The organism is uncultured Serinicoccus sp. (genome assembly GCF_947500995.1).
In the GTDB taxonomy this organism is placed as follows: Bacteria; Actinomycetota; Actinomycetes; order Actinomycetales; family Dermatophilaceae; genus Ornithinicoccus.
Genome location: NZ_CANMUA010000003.1, coordinates 17312 through 31225, shown reverse-complemented (window position 1 = coordinate 31225; position 13914 = coordinate 17312). Strand labels below are relative to the sequence as shown.

The following is a 13914-nucleotide window of genomic DNA, read 5'->3' as shown; positions in this document are numbered from 1 at the left end:
AGGAGATCAGCAGTGGAAGCCGACACCGTCGTCCTGCAGGGAGGCAGCGTCTGCGACGTCACGGCCGGGGAGGCCGTCCGCGCCGACATCGTCATCAGCGACGGGGTGATCCAGGAGGTGGGCCCCGACGTCACGCCACCGCGGTCCGCCACCACGATCGACGCCACGGGCCTGTTCGTGAGCCCGGGCCTCATCGACGCGCACGTCCACGTCACCGCCGGGACCGCGGACCTGGCGGCGCAGGCGGAGTTCTCCCCCTTCTACGTCGCGGCCCAGACCCAGGGGATCCTGCGGGGGATGCTCGAGCGCGGCTTCACCTCGGTGCGCGACGTCGGCGGTGCGGACCACGGGGTGGCGGCCGCGGTCGCGGACGGGCTGTGGGCCGGACCCACGGTCTTCTTCGGGGGCAAGGCGCTGTCACCCAGCGGCGGGCACGCCGACCTGCGCAGCGCCGGTCGGCAGGTCGTCGACAACCACGTCTGCTGCCCCAACATCGGCACCCTCTGCGACGGGGTCGACGAGGTCCGCCGGGCCGCCCGCAACCAGCTGCGCACCGGCGCCGACCACGTCAAGATCATGCTCTCCGGAGGCGTCGCCTCCCCGACCGACCGGGTCGACTCGCTGCAGTTCTCGGTCGACGAGATCGAGGCCGTCGTCGAGGAGGCGTCCAACGCCAACCGCTACGTCACCGGGCACGCCTACACCGCGCGCGCCGTCAACCGCGGGCTGCAGCTGGGTCTGCGGTGCATCGAGCACGGCAACCTCATCGACGCCTCCAGCGTCGCGCTCTTCCGCGAGCACGACGCCTTCCTCGTGCCGACCCTGGTGACCTACGACTACCTGAGCAAGGAGGGCGCGGAGGCCGGTCTGCCCGCGGCGAGCCAGGCCAAGGTGGGCGACGTGCTCGAGGCCGGGCTGCACGCCCTGGACCTCGCGAGCAAGGGCGGGGTCAAGATCGCCCTCGGGACCGACCTGCTGGGCGCCATGCACCGCCACCAGAGCCACGAGTTCACGATCCGGGCCCAGGTCCAGACTCCCGTGGACATCCTGCGCTCGGCGACCCTCGTCGGTGCCGACCTCGTGGGGCAGCCTGGCCGGCTGGGCACGGTCGCGGAGGGCGCGACGGCCGACCTCGCGCTCTGGCGCAGCAACCCCGTGGAGGACGCCCAGGTGCTCGCCGACCCCGCGGCCCAGCTGCGGATGGTGCTCCAGGGCGGCGTCGTGGCGCACGAGGCCTGACCGCACGGTTCCTGCACGCCCCACGAGTCTCACGAGCCCGGCGAGCACCATGGTGCGGAGAAGTTCGCGGCGGACGGGGATATACCTGTGTCATCGGGGCATGTCCCCGCATCGTGTGACTGCTGTGACTGCTGGGGTCCGTGAGGACTGATCAGGAATCGGCGGCCCCGGGGGCTGGAGAGGAACGGGCCAGCACGGCAACGGCGGCTGGAGAGGAACGGGCCAGCACGGCCCCGGGGGCTGAAGAGGGACGGGGCCGCACAGCCCCCGCTGGACAAGGACGGGCCAGCACGGCCCCGGGGGCTGGAGAGGGGCGGGCCGACACGGCACGGCGGCGGCCCGGGAACAGCGAAGAGCCCCAGGTGATCGATGATCCCTGGGGCTCTTCCGGTGTGCGCGAGGGGGGAGTTGAACCCCCACGCCCTTGCGGGCACACGGACCTGAACCGTGCGCGTCTGCCTATTCCGCCACTCGCGCGAGTGCCGAGCAAGATTAGCACGGTGGCAGCGTCCGCCCCGAATCGTCGATGCCCCCGGGCGCGCACCGGGCGCCTCCGCCGTGCCGTCACCGCACCCCCCAGCCTCCAGGCTCCTCCCACGGTCGGCAGATACCATCGAGGCGCCAGCCAGTGCCGTGACGAGACCGAGGAGCAGGACGTGGGTGTGTTCGACAGGCTCGAGCGGGGTCTCGAGCGAGCCGTCAAGCAACCCTTCGCCAAGGTCTTCAAGGCCGAGGTGCAGCCGGTCGAGATCGCCTCGGCGATGCGCGGCGCCATGGACGACCGCGCCGCCGTCCTGGGCCCCGGGCGGACCATGGTCCCCAACGTCTTCACCGTCGAGCTGGCCGAGTCCGACTACGAGCGGCTCGCGTCCTACGAGCACGCCCTCACCGACGAACTCGTCGCCGCGGCCGAGGACCACGCCGACGCGCAGAGGTATGTCGCTCCCGGCCCGTTCGAGGTCCGCCTCGTCTCCGGCGAGGAGCTGGAGACCGGCATCTTCCGGGTCCGCCCCACGGCCAAGGACGGCCGGCAGGGCGGCCAGCGCGGTGGCGCCCGCGAGTTCGCCCAGGCCCAGCGCGCCCGCGACGAGCGACGCGAGGCGCAGGAGCGCGAGCAGCGCGAGGCGGACGCCCGTCGGGCCGCCGCCGAGGCGCGCGACGGGGACCGCGACCACGACGTCGACCACGCCGCCGACGCGTACGAGGAGTCGGCATACCGCCGACCCGCCGCAGAACGCCCGCGCCCGCGCCGCTCCGGCCCCGCCCTCACCATCGACGGCCGGCAGGTGCCGCTGACCGCGGCCGTCACCACCCTCGGGCGCGGCGAGGACTGCACGCTCGTCGTCGACGACCCGGGCGCCTCCCGCCGGCACGCCGAGATCCGCATCAGCCACGACGGGCCCCACCTGCAGGTGATCCTGCGGGACCTCAACTCCACCAACGGCACCTACCTCAACGGTGAGCAGGTCGGCAGCGAGGAGCTGCGCTCCGGCGACCGCATCACCCTGGGACGCACCCACATCACGGTCCACCTGGAGGGTTGATGGGTGAGCTGACCCTCAACCTGCTCCGCCTCGGGGTCGTCGTGCTCCTCTGGGCCTTCGTCGTCGCCGTGGTGGGCGCGCTGCGCGGCGACCTCTACGGCACCCGGGTCCTCACCCGCAACGCCGGGCCGACCCGCAAGCCGGAGTCACGCTCGGACCGCAAGCAGCGGCGCAACACCCCCACCCACCTCGTCGTCACCGAGGGCCGGCTGCGCGGCACCTCGGTGCCGCTGCACGACGCCGGAGTCCTCGTCGGGCGCAACCCCGAGTGCTCGCTCGTCCTCACCGACGACTACGCCTCCGGCCGGCACCTGCGCATCTACCCCGGCGCTGACGCGTGGTACGCCGACGACCTCGGCTCCACCAACGGCACCGAGGTCAACGGGCAGCGGATCGCGACCGGTGCCCGGCTCGACCCGGGCGCGCAGATCCGGATCGGTCAGACCGTCCTCGAGCTGCGTCGTTGAGCATGGCCCTCGCCCTCCGCTACGCCGCGCGCACCAACATCGGCCTCGGCAGCAAGTCCCGCAACGAGGACTCTGCGTATGCCGGCCCCGAGCTCCTGGTGCTGTGCGACGGGATGGGCGGGCACGCCGCGGGTGACGTCGCCTCCTCCCTCGTCGTGGGCGAGCTCGTGCACCTCGACGGGGAGTCGCACGGCGCCGACGACGCCCTGGACATCCTCGAGCACGCCCTCGAGGAGGCCAACAACCGGCTGGCCGACGTCATGGAGGTCTACCCGGACTCCGACGGCATGGGCACCACCTGCATCGCCATGCTCCGGGTCGACAGCAAGCTCGCGGTCGCCAACATCGGCGACTCCCGGGCCTACCTCCTGCGCGGTGGGCGCCTCACCCAGATCACCACCGACCACTCGTTCGTGCAGAAGCTGCTGGACGAGGGCCGGATCAGCCAGGAGGAGGCCCAGCACCACCCCCAGCGCTCCCTCGTGACCCGCGTCTTCACCGGCCGCCCGGAGGACCACCCGGACCTGTCGCTGCGCGAGCTGCGCGAGGGCGACCGGGTGCTGCTGTGCAGCGACGGGCTCACCGACTACGTCTCCACCGAGGTCGTCACCGAGATCCTCGCCGAACCCGGCCGCACCCCCGGCCAGGTCGCCGACGCGCTGGTCCACACGGCGCTGCGCGCCTCGACGCGCGACAACGTCAGCGTCATCGTCGCCGACGCCGTCTCGCCCGGGGAGGGCACGAGCAAGCCGCAGGTGGTCGGGGCCGCCAGCGAGCGCCGCGGCACCCGCCCGCTCAGCCACCTCAGCCCCGCCGAGAAGGCCGCCGCCCTGTCCCGGGAGGCCGCGGGCACCTCCGAGATCGCCGAGGCGCCGCTGCTGGCCGAGGAGCAGTCCCGGCCCTGGGTGCGCTGGCTGCGGCTGGTCGGGGTCGGTGTCGCCCTCGCCGCGGTGCTCGTCGCCGGCGGCTGGGCGGCCTGGACGTGGAGCCAGCAGCAGTACTTCGTCGGCGAGCAGGACGGGCGGGTGACGATCTACCGCGGGATCTCCCAGGACCTCGGGCCCGTGCGGTTGTCCACCGCCGAGGAGCAGACCGACGTGCTCGTCGAGGACCTGCCGGACTACTACCAGGAGCGGGTCCAGGACACCCTGTCCGCGGACGGGCGCGCGGGGGCCGACCGCGTCGTCGCCGACCTGCGGGCCCTCACGCCGGCGGCCTGCGTCCCGACCGTGCTGCTGCCCGACGGGACGACCGCCACCCAGATCCCGGACGACATGGACACGACCACCGCCGACAGCCTCCCCGACGCCGGCGGCGCCCCGGGCAGCGGCTCACCCGTCGACGACCTGCTGCGCGAGTCGCTGGACCTGGGCACCGGCGCCCTCGCGGGCCCGGGGGGCACCACCTCCGGCGTCACGCCCACCGGCGCCGAGGACGACGCCCGCCCCACCGCGACGGTCGTCTGGCCGGAGGGATGTCCGTGAGCACCACGACCCCCACCCCCTCGACGGTCACCAGCCTCGCGGTCCGCAGCGGCCGCACCATCGAGCTGCTCCTGCTCGTGCTCGCCGTGGGGATCGTCACCCTGGCCTACGTCGCCGTCAACCTCACCGTCACCGGTGAGCTGCCCGCCGACGTCTGGTGGCACGTGGGCATCTACGCCGCGCTCGCGGCGGGGCTGCACGTCGTGCTCCGGCTGCGCGCGAGGTATGCCGACCCCCTCCTCCTCCCGCTCGCGACGCTGCTCAACGGGCTGGGTCTGGTGATGATCCACCGCATCGACCTCGTCCCGGGCCAGCTCGGGACCTCGGGGGTCGCCAGCCGGCAGCTGCTGTGGACCGGGCTGGCGATGGCGATGGCGGCGGCCGTGCTCGTCCTGCTGCGGGACCACCGGGTGCTGCGCCGCTACACCTACATCGCCATGGCGCTCGGGTTCGTCCTCCTGCTCCTGCCGATGCTGCCCTTCATCGGGGAGACGGTGAACGGCTCACGCCTGTGGATCCGCATCGGGCCGTTCAGCTTCCAGCCCGGCGAGCTCGCCAAGATCGCGGTGGCCGTGTTCTTCGCCGGCTACCTCGTGTCCACCCGGGACGCGCTGTCGCTCGTCGGCCGCCGGGTCCTCGGCCTCCAGCTCCCGCGCGCCCGGGACCTCGGGCCCATCCTCGTCGCCTGGTCCCTCTCCGTGCTCATCCTCGTGCTGCAGCGCGACCTCGGCTCCTCGCTGCTCTTCTTCGGGCTGTTCGTCGCGATGCTCTACGTCGCGACCGAGCGCACCAGCTGGATCGTCATCGGCCTGGCGCTCTTCGCCTCCGGCGCCGTGCTGGCCTGGCGGCTGTTCAGCCACGTCCAGAGCCGGGTCACGCTGTGGCTGGACCCGTTCGCGCCGGACCAGTCCGACCAGGTGGCCAAGGGGTTGATGGGGCTGGCCCACGGCGGCATCTTCGGAGCAGGTCTGGGCAACGGCTACCCCTACATCACCTACTACGCCAACAGCGACTACATCGTCGCCAGCTTCGGGGAGGAGCTGGGCATGGTGGGGCTCTTCGCCCTGCTCATGCTCTACGCCCTGCTCGTGGAGCGGGGGCTGCGCACGGCGATCGGCTCGCGCGACGGCTTCGGCAAGCTGCTCGCCGTGGGGTTGTCCTTCACCGTGGCGCTGCAGGTCTTCGTCATCGTGGGCGGCATCACCCGGGTCATCCCGCTGACCGGGCTGACCACCCCCTTCCTCTCCGCCGGCGGCTCCTCGCTGCTGGCCAACTGGATCATCGTGGCGCTGCTGCTGCGGATCAGCGACGCCGCCCGGCGCCCCATCTCCGAGCGTCGCCAGGACCCGAGCATCGACGCCGCCGAGCGGGCGGAGGCACCCCGATGAACACCCCTGTCCGCCGGCTGGCGCTCGTCGTCTTCGCGATGTTCACCGCCCTGCTGCTCTCGACCACGTGGATCCAGTTCGTCCAGGCCGACGACCTGCGGGACCGCGCCGGCAACCGGCGCACCCTCATCGAGAACTACAGCCGCGACCGCGGGGCCATCCTCGTCGACGGCAACCCCATCGCCTCCTCCGAGCCGACCGACGACGAGCTGGAGTGGTTGCGCCGCTACCAGCAGCCGTCCCGGTATGCCCACGTCACCGGCTACTACTCCTTCACCTACGGCGCGGGGCTCGGTCTGGAGCGCGCCGAGGACTCGCTGCTCGCGGGCACCGACGACAGCCTCTTCTACCAGCGGCTGTCCGACGTGGTCACCGGCAGGCCGGCCTCGGGCGCGAGCCTCGAGCTCACCATCGACCCCGACGTGCAGGCGGCGGCCGTCGAGGCGCTGGGCGACCGGCGCGGGGCGGCGGTCGCCCTGGACCCCCGGACCGGGGAGATCCTGGCGATGGTCAGCCGCCCCAGCTTCGACCCCAACGCGCTGTCCAGCCACCGCCTCAGCGCGGTCGACGAGGCCTACACGGCCCTCATCGAGGACCCGGCGGCACCGCTGACCAACCGCGCGATCGGGGGCGACCTCTACCCACCCGGCTCGACCTTCAAGCTCGTCGTCGCCGCGGCGGCGCTGGAGTCGGGGGAGTACGAGCCGGACACCGAGCTGGAGGGCGGGCTCACCTACACCCTCCCCGGGACCGAGACCACGCTGCCCAACTTCGGCGGCGCGGCCTGCGATCCCGAGGACCGCCCCACCCTCGCCGAGTCGGTGCAGGTCTCGTGCAACACCTCCTTCGCCTGGCTGGCCGGTGAGCTCGGCGACGACGCCCTCCGGCAGCAGTCGGAGGCCTTCGGTTTCGGCGAGCCCCTCGAGGTGCCCATGAGCGTCACCCCGTCCATCTACCCGGACGAGCTCGACGACGCCCAGCTGGCGCTCACCGGCATCGGCCAGTTCGAGGTCCGGGAGACGCCTATGCAGGTGGCGATGATCTCCGCCGCCATCGCCAACGGCGGGGTGACGATGACGCCGTACCTCGTGGAGGAGGTGCGCAACTCAGACCTGGAGGTCATCGAGTCCGCCGAGCCGCGCACCCGTTCCCGGGCCGTCTCCAGCCAGACGGCCCAGGAGCTCACCGACATGATGGAGCTCGTGGTCGAGCAGGGGTCGGGCCAGTCGGCCGCGCTGCCGGACGTCCAGGTCGCGGGCAAGACGGGCACCGCGGAGTACGGCGACAGCGGCGCCGCGCACGCCTGGTTCACCGGGTTCGCACCGGCCGACGACCCGCAGATCGCGGTCGCCGTCATCGTCGAGTCGGCGACCGACAACTGGGCCGGGGAGACCGGCGGCCAGGTGGCGGCGCCGGTCGCCCGGGCCATGCTCGACGCAGGAGTGGAACGATGAGCGAGGACCCCACGGAGGCCACCCCGCGGCCCGAGGACCCCCCGTCGCCGCAGCGGGTCCTCGGCGGACGCTACGAGCTGGGCGACCTCATCGGCCGCGGCGGCATGGCCGACGTGCACCTCGGCCACGACCTGCGGCTGGGGCGCCCGGTGGCCATCAAGGTGCTGCGCACCGACCTGGCCCGGGACTCCTCCTTCCTGGCCCGCTTTCGGCGCGAGGCGCAGTCGGCCGCCGGGCTGTCGCACCCCGCGATCGTGGGCGTCTTCGACTCGGGCGAGGAGCCGGTGTCCGAGTCCGGGGGCGCCACGGTGCAGGTGCCCTACATCGTCATGGAGCTCGTCGAGGGCAAGACGCTGCGCGAGCTGCTCAACGAGCAGCGCACCCTCGACCCCGACGAGGCCGCGCGCATCACCGCGGCGGTGCTCGCGGCGCTGGAGTACGCCCACGAGCGCGGCCTCGTGCACCGCGACATCAAGCCCGCCAACGTGATGGTGACCGAGGCGGGCGCGGTGAAGGTCATGGACTTCGGCATCGCCCGGGCCATCGCCGACACCGCCGCCACGATGACGCAGACGCAGGCCGTCATGGGCACGGCGCGCTACCTCTCCCCCGAGCAGGCCCAGGGCCTGGACGTCGACGGGCGCTCGGACCTGTACTCCGTCGGGTGCCTGCTCTACGAGCTCCTCGCCGGGCGCACCCCGTTCCAGGGGGATCCCGTCTCGCTGGTCTACCAGCACCTGGGCGAGGCGCCCAAGGCGCCGTCCACCCACGCGGCCCGGCTGCCGCAGGCCCTGGACGCGGTCACCCTGCACGCGCTGGAGAAGAAGCCGGAGGAGCGCTACCAGGACGCGGCGGCCTTCCGCGCCGACCTCAACGCCGCGCGCGCGGGTGAGCCGGTCTCCGCGGCCGCCCGCTCCACCTACGACCGGGTCCTCGGGTTCGGCGTCGCCGGGGCGGGGGCGGCCGCCGCTGCCGCCGCTGCGGCGAGCCGGGCGGGTGCCGCCACCCAGGCGGTGCCCACCGCCGGCACGGACGGGCAGCGGGCACCGGCCTATGCCGAGGAGCCCACGGGGCTCTTCAGCTCCGCCGAGGACGACCGCTACGAGCGGACCGACGAGCTGCCGGTGCGCGAGCGCCGCCACCCCGGTGCGGCGCTGATGCTGGGGGCGCTCGCCCTCGTGGCGCTGGCCGGGGTCGCCTGGGTCCTGGTGCAGGTGCTGGGGCCGGGTGGCGACGACGGGCCCGAGATGCTCGTCGTGCCGAGCACCGTGGGCAGCACGGAGGCGCAGGCGCGGACCACCCTCGTCGCGGCCGGGTTCACCGTGGCCGAGGACGTCGTGCAGCGCAACAGCGACGAGGAGCCCGGCATCGTCATCGAGCAGGACCCGCCCGGCGGCGAGGCGCCCCGGGGCGAGGAGGTGGAGCTCACCGTGTCCGCCGGACCGCAGGCCCGGACCATCCCGCGGCTCCAGGGTCTGGAGGAGCAGGCGGCCAGGGACCTGCTCGAGCGCGAGGGCTTCAGCAACGTGCGGGGCGAGTCCGAGGAGACCGACGACCCCGACTGGGAGGAGGGGCAGGTCGTCTCCAGCGACCCGGGCGACGGCGAGGAGGTAGCCCCCGACGAGCTCATCGTGCTCACCGTGTCCAGCGGTGAGGTCGAGGTGCCGGACGTCGTCGGGCTCGACCAGAACGAGGCGGTGCTGCTCCTCGACGAGCAGACCCTGCAGTGGGAGGTCACGACGCGGCGCACCGGTGAGGAGGACGCCGGCACCGTGCTCGAGCAGTCGGTCGACCCCGGGGACACCGTCGAGCAGGGCACCACGGTCGAGCTCGTCGTCGCCGCCGAGCCCGTCCAGACCGCCACCGAGGTCGTGACGGAGTCGGTGACGGTGACACCCACCCCGGAGCCGACCGAGGACCCGACCACGGAGGAGCCCACGGAGGAGCCCACGGAGGAGCCGACCGAGGAGCCCACGGTCCCCCCGGAGCCGACCGAGCCGCCGGAGCCCACGGAGCCGGGGCCGCCGGAGGACCCGCCCCCCACGGAGGAGCCGACCGACTGACCGGCGCCCGCGTCAGCGGGAGTCGACGACCTGCGCGTGGCTCGGTCGGACCTGACCGGCGTAGGCCGGGAGCTCGGTCTCCCCGAGGTCGGCGACGGCATACCCCAGTCCGACGGCGTCGGCCCAGTCGCGGTAGGTCGCGACGACGGGGTCGGCCGCGAGCGCCGCGGTGAGCGCCTCGGGATCCCCGACGGCGGTCACGGTGAAGGGCGGGGAGTAGACCCGGCCCTGGAGGTAGAGGGTGTTGCCCACGCACTGGACCGAGCTGGTCGCGACGATGCGCTGGTCCTGGACCATGATCGCCTCGGCGCCGCCCGTCCACAGGGCGTTGACCACGCCCTGGAGGTCCTGCTGGTGCACGACGACGTCGTCGACCGAGTACCCCTCGGGCAGGGTGTCCAGGCTGTAGCCGGCATCGTCCAGGGTCACGCTCACCGCCGGTCCGGAGACGGCGGTGGCGCCGACGCCCACCGCCAGCTCCTCCGCCCGCTGCTGGTCCACCGCCGCGGCGCTGGTCGCCTGCTCGGCCCGCAGCCGGTCCACGTCCTCGCGCAGATCGTCGGCCCGGGCGCTCAGCTCGCGCACCTCGAGGTCGCGCTGGGTGATGAGACCGACCAGGTCGCCCGGCTCCGGCCGCGCGTCCCGGGCGAGCGAGGCGCTGGTGCCGAAGAGCAGCCCCGCCGCCAGGCAGACCAGGGTGACCCCGACCGTCCTGCTCCGGGCCCGGCGCGGCGTCACCGCGGACCCCGGCCCCCCGCTGCGCTGATCGGTCATGGCCCCAGGGTATCCGGCGTATATCCTGGCGGCTCCCACCACGAAGGAGTCGACGTGCCCGAGTCCCGAGGCCGAGAAGGCGCCCGCAAGCGCGCCCAGCGCACCAGCCAGACGGAGCCCAGGACCCAGAGCCTGCCGAGCAACCCCAACTGGTTCGTGCCGGTGATGTGTGCGTTGATGATCGTCGGCGTGCTGTGGGTGGCCATCTTCTACATCACCGGCGGCCTGTGGCCCATCGAGTCGATCCGCTACTGGAACCTCGGGATCGGCATGGGTCTCATCATGATCGGCTTCGGTATGGCGACCCAGTGGCGGTAGTCATCCACAGGTTGTCCCCACGGTGGGGATAACCACACCCGTGTAACTCGGCCGGCGCACCGTCGGGCGGCCGCTCAGCCGGGCAGCCCGAGGGCCGCGGGGCCCAGGACCTGCCACAGCCGGAGCCCGGCCAGCAGCAGGAGCACGACCAGCACGCCGGTCAGCGCCGGCCAGGCCAGCGCCCGTCGCCGCACGGCCTCCGGGGACCGGCCGGGCGCCGAGGTCAGCAGCATGAGACCCCCGATGGCCGCGCCGGTCACGGCGCCACCGATGTGGGCCTGCCAGGCGATGCCGCCGACGAAGAACGGCAGGGCCAGGTTGATGCCGATCATCACCAGCAGGCCCGTCGACACCCCGCCCCGGCGCGAGGCCAGCACGATGTAGAGGAACAGCAGGCCGAAGATGGCGCCGGAGGCGCCCACGACGGGGCGCACCCACCCGGGGTCGGGGGCCGCCAGCACGAGCACCCCGACCGAGCCGCCGACGGCGCAGATGAGGTAGGCCACGGCGAAGCGCGCGCGCCCGAGGGCCTCCTCGAGGACCGGGCCGACGGCGAAGAGGATGTAGAGGTTGAAGGCGATGTGCAGCAGGCTCTGGGGGGAGTGGACGAAGGCCGACGTCACGAGCCGCCACGGCTCGGCCCCGGCGAGCACGCCGACGAAGGCCAGCTCGCGGGTGACCGCGGGGTTGGCGAGCTGCGCGACGTACACCACCAGGCACAGCCCCATGAGCGTCCAGGTGACGACCGGCCGACCCTGGCGCACTGGCGCACCGAAACGGGTCCGGGCGACCGGCGCCGAGCGAGCACCCTCCGACACGCAGTCCACGCACTGGACCCCCACCGCCGCGGGACGCTGGCAGTCAGGGCAGGTCGGGCGCTCGCAGCGCTGGCACCGGATGTAGGACGTCCGGTCCGGGTGCCGCGGGCACACGGGCGGGCCCTCCGGCGCGCCGCCCCCACCGGGCGGGACCCCCGGGGCGTCGGCAGCAGATCCGCTCACCGGCTCGCCCGGGGCTCAGCCGTCGACGCTGACCCGCTCGATGACGACCGGCTCGGCCGGCTTGTCACCGGCACCGGTCGGCACCGCGGCGATCGCGTCGACGACGTCGCGGGAGGCCTGGTCGGCCACCTCGCCGAAGATGGTGTGCTTGCCCTGCAGCCACGGGGTCGGCTCCACGGTGATGAAGAACTGCGAGCCGTTGGTGCCCTTGCCCATGCGCTTGCCGGCGTTGGCCATGGCGAGCATGTAGGGCTGGGTGAAGGTGTGGTCGGGGCTGATCTCGTCGTCGAAGGTGAAGCCCGGGCCGCCGAAGCCCTCGCCCATCGGGCAACCCCCCTGGATCATGAACCCCGGGATGATGCGGTGGAAGGACAGGCCGTCGTAGAACGGCTGCGGGTTGCTCCGGCCGGCGTCGTCGGAGTACTCCTTCTCCCCCGTGGCGAGGCCCGTGAAGTTGGCGACCGTCTTGGGGGCCGCGTGCTCGAAGAGCACCAGCGCGATGTCGCCGTGGTTGGTGTGCAGCGTGACGTTCATGGCCCCAGTTTCGCACGGCCCTCCGAGGCCGCGTGCCTGGCGGGTGAGGTGGAGTTCGGAAGCGCGACAGGGCAGGATGGGCCGAGACCGACAACAGGAGGGACAGCACGTGTTCTTCAAGACCGATGCCGAGCGAGCCGCGGCCGAGGCCAGCCGCGCCCGGCAGGACGCCTCCGAGGCCGGTGCGAGCGCCGCGTCCGGCGCCCGCAACCTGGGAGCCGCAGTCCTGGCCACCCTCGCCGAGGTGACCGCCCCGCAGGACGACACATCCGGGCGCAAGCACGCCCAGAAGGCCCGCGCCAAGGCGCTCAAGGCCGCTCAGCAGGACCGCGAGTCGGCCGCCAAGGCGGCAGGCAAGGCCCGTGCGGCCGCCGGACAGGCGCGCCAGCACAGCCGGTCGGCGCTGGAGAAGCAGAGCAAGAAGGCCGGTGGCCGCGCCGCGGCCGTCAGTGCCGTCGGGGCCGACCGCGCCTCCCGCCTCGCCGAGGACCTGCGCAGCCAGGGCGAGGAGGCGGCCAAGAAGGCCCGCAAGCAGGGCAAGCAGACCGCCAAGGACGCCCGCAAGCACGGCGAGAAGGCGGCCAAGAACGCCCGCAAGCAGGGCAAGCAGACCGCCAAGGACGCCCGCAAGCACGGCACGCAGGCGGTGAAGGACGCCCGCCACCAGGGCGAGGTCCTGCGCGAGCAGGGCCTCCACGCCGTGGACGTGCTGCGCGACCGCTCCGCCGCCGCCCTGGACCAGGCCGGCCCCGTCGGCGAGGCCGCCGTCGCCCGGGCCGGCGCGGGAGCCGCCGCGCTCGCCGGACTGGCGGCCGCCACCCGCGACCGCGCGGTCTCCGGCGTGGACCACGGCATCGACGTCGCCGTGCCCCGCGCCCAGGAGTCCATCGCCGGCGTCGCACCCGCGGTCGACCACGTCCGCGACCTCATCAACGACGAGCTGCTCCCGAAGATCCAGCAGATGCTCGCGGACATGCAGGTCGGCAAGGACCGGCTGCTGGCGCAGGACGAGGGCGTCGTGGCCGCGGTGACCGGGACGCCCAAGCCCAGGAAGCGCCGGGGCGGGGCCCTCATCACCCTGGGCCTGCTGGCCGCCGCCGGCGCCGGCCTCGCCTGGTGGCTCGCCCAGCAGCAGCGGCAGCCCGCCGCCGACCCGTGGGCCGCCAAGGAGACGCGCGACCCGTGGGCCGCGAGCACCTCGACCACCTCCACCTCCTCGGCGACCGCCGCTCCGGCGACGACCACCGCCGCGACGGCGGGGGCGGTCGGGTCCACCACAGAGAAGGAGAGCACCATGAGCAACGACGCTCAGGAGACGCAGGGCGACCACCCGGTGGCCGACGACGGCATCGGCGAGGACCACGGCCGGGTGGGCGACGGCGACGCCGCCGACGGCGCGGACGCGGGCGTGGCAGCGCCCTCGCTCAACGACGACGGCTCCCCGAAGATGCTCGACACCGAGCAGATCGACGAGCTCGGCAGCGACCACGCCGCCCCCGTCGAGGAGCAGGGTGAGGGCGAGGCCCCCACCGAGGAGATCCGCGAGGCCCAGGCGCGTCAGGGCGACGCCCTGCCGCACGCCTCCGACGGTGACGAGGACGGGGACACCCCCTCCCGGGTCTGAGGCACCGAGCCACCCCGGCCGCAC

12 protein-coding genes and 1 tRNA gene are annotated in these 13914 nt (G+C 73.7%); 9 read left to right on the top strand and 4 right to left on the bottom strand.

Annotated features, from left to right (window positions below):
• Positions 1-12: 12 nt before the first annotated feature.
• The gene (locus tag Q0967_RS05320) at positions 13-1239 is read left to right on the top strand and encodes an amidohydrolase family protein (RefSeq protein WP_298751882.1); all 1227 of its coding nucleotides are present in this window, start codon (positions 13-15) and stop codon (positions 1237-1239) included.
• 393 nt (positions 1240-1632) lie between these two features.
• Here the strand turns inward: Q0967_RS05320 and Q0967_RS05315 are convergent.
• Positions 1633-1716 (bottom strand) — tRNA-Leu (locus tag Q0967_RS05315).
• A 179-nt stretch (positions 1717-1895) separates the two neighbouring features.
• Between Q0967_RS05315 and Q0967_RS05310 the strand changes: the two genes are divergently transcribed.
• The 6 genes from Q0967_RS05310 to pknB are packed head-to-tail and all read left to right on the top strand — an operon-like array spanning position 1896 to position 9639.
• Positions 1896-2783, top strand: a complete 888-nt coding sequence (locus tag Q0967_RS05310; RefSeq protein WP_298751884.1) for a DUF3662 and FHA domain-containing protein — start codon at positions 1896-1898, stop codon at positions 2781-2783.
• Entirely contained in the window at positions 2783-3250 is a 468-nt protein-coding gene (locus Q0967_RS05305; protein ID WP_130014851.1) for an FHA domain-containing protein, read from the top strand. Before Q0967_RS05310 ends, Q0967_RS05305 begins: the two co-directional genes overlap by 1 nt.
• Positions 3251-3252: 2 nt before the next feature.
• Positions 3253-4734 (top strand): PP2C family serine/threonine-protein phosphatase, encoded by a 1482-nt coding sequence (locus tag Q0967_RS05300; protein ID WP_298751890.1) that lies wholly within the window; start codon positions 3253-3255, stop codon positions 4732-4734.
• The gene (locus tag Q0967_RS05295; protein WP_298751892.1) at positions 4725-6122 is read left to right on the top strand and encodes an FtsW/RodA/SpoVE family cell cycle protein; all 1398 of its coding nucleotides are present in this window, start codon (positions 4725-4727) and stop codon (positions 6120-6122) included. Before Q0967_RS05300 ends, Q0967_RS05295 begins: the two co-directional genes overlap by 10 nt.
• Positions 6119-7576 carry a penicillin-binding protein 2 gene (locus Q0967_RS05290; RefSeq protein WP_298751894.1) on the top strand — a complete coding sequence of 486 codons (1458 nt, stop codon included), beginning with the start codon at positions 6119-6121 and terminating at the stop codon, positions 7574-7576. The genes Q0967_RS05295 and Q0967_RS05290 overlap by 4 nt, the downstream gene beginning before the upstream one ends.
• The gene (gene pknB / locus Q0967_RS05285; RefSeq protein ID WP_298751896.1) at positions 7573-9639 is read left to right on the top strand and encodes a Stk1 family PASTA domain-containing Ser/Thr kinase; all 2067 of its coding nucleotides are present in this window, start codon (positions 7573-7575) and stop codon (positions 9637-9639) included. The genes Q0967_RS05290 and pknB overlap by 4 nt, the downstream gene beginning before the upstream one ends.
• A 12-nt stretch (positions 9640-9651) precedes the next feature.
• Here pknB and Q0967_RS05280 read toward each other — a convergent pair whose 3' ends face one another.
• The gene (locus Q0967_RS05280) at positions 9652-10413 is read right to left on the bottom strand and encodes a DUF881 domain-containing protein (protein ID WP_298751898.1); all 762 of its coding nucleotides are present in this window, start codon (positions 10411-10413) and stop codon (positions 9652-9654) included.
• 54 nt (positions 10414-10467) lie between these two features.
• Here Q0967_RS05280 and Q0967_RS05275 point away from each other — a divergent pair, with 54 nt between their 5' ends.
• Positions 10468-10731, top strand: a complete 264-nt coding sequence (locus tag Q0967_RS05275) for a cell division protein CrgA (protein WP_298751901.1) — start codon at positions 10468-10470, stop codon at positions 10729-10731.
• Between the two features lie 74 nt (positions 10732-10805).
• On the opposite strand, the gene Q0967_RS05270 is transcribed toward Q0967_RS05275, so the two are convergent.
• Together Q0967_RS05270 and Q0967_RS05265 are read right to left on the bottom strand one after the other, a co-directional pair.
• Entirely contained in the window at positions 10806-11495 is a 690-nt protein-coding gene (locus tag Q0967_RS05270; RefSeq protein WP_298751903.1) for a rhomboid family intramembrane serine protease, read from the bottom strand.
• A gap of 252 nt (positions 11496-11747) precedes the next feature.
• On the bottom strand, positions 11748-12266 hold the full coding sequence (locus tag Q0967_RS05265; RefSeq protein WP_058891986.1) for a peptidylprolyl isomerase: 519 nt from the start codon (positions 12264-12266) through the stop codon (positions 11748-11750).
• Positions 12267-12375: 109 nt separating this feature from the next.
• On the opposite strand from Q0967_RS05265, the gene Q0967_RS05260 reads away from it, so the two are divergent.
• Entirely contained in the window at positions 12376-13890 is a 1515-nt protein-coding gene (locus Q0967_RS05260) for a hypothetical protein (RefSeq protein WP_298751908.1), read from the top strand.
• Positions 13891-13914 lie beyond the last annotated feature (24 nt).

Excerpts from the sequence above, each read along its gene's own strand:
- Q0967_RS05305 (WP_130014851.1), top strand. The coding sequence starts at position 2,783 with ATGGGTGAGCTGACCCTCAACCTGCTCCGCCTCGGGGTCGTCGTGCTC.
- Q0967_RS05300 (WP_298751890.1), top strand. The coding sequence starts at position 3,253 with ATGGCCCTCGCCCTCCGCTACGCCGCGCGCACCAACATCGGCCTCGGC.
- Q0967_RS05295 (WP_298751892.1), top strand. The coding sequence starts at position 4,725 with ATGTCCGTGAGCACCACGACCCCCACCCCCTCGACGGTCACCAGCCTC.
- Q0967_RS05290 (WP_298751894.1), top strand. The coding sequence starts at position 6,119 with ATGAACACCCCTGTCCGCCGGCTGGCGCTCGTCGTCTTCGCGATGTTC.
- pknB (WP_298751896.1), top strand. The coding sequence starts at position 7,573 with ATGAGCGAGGACCCCACGGAGGCCACCCCGCGGCCCGAGGACCCCCCG.
- Q0967_RS05280 (WP_298751898.1), bottom strand. The coding sequence starts at position 10,413 with ATGACCGATCAGCGCAGCGGGGGGCCGGGGTCCGCGGTGACGCCGCGC.
- Q0967_RS05265 (WP_058891986.1), bottom strand. The coding sequence starts at position 12,266 with ATGAACGTCACGCTGCACACCAACCACGGCGACATCGCGCTGGTGCTC.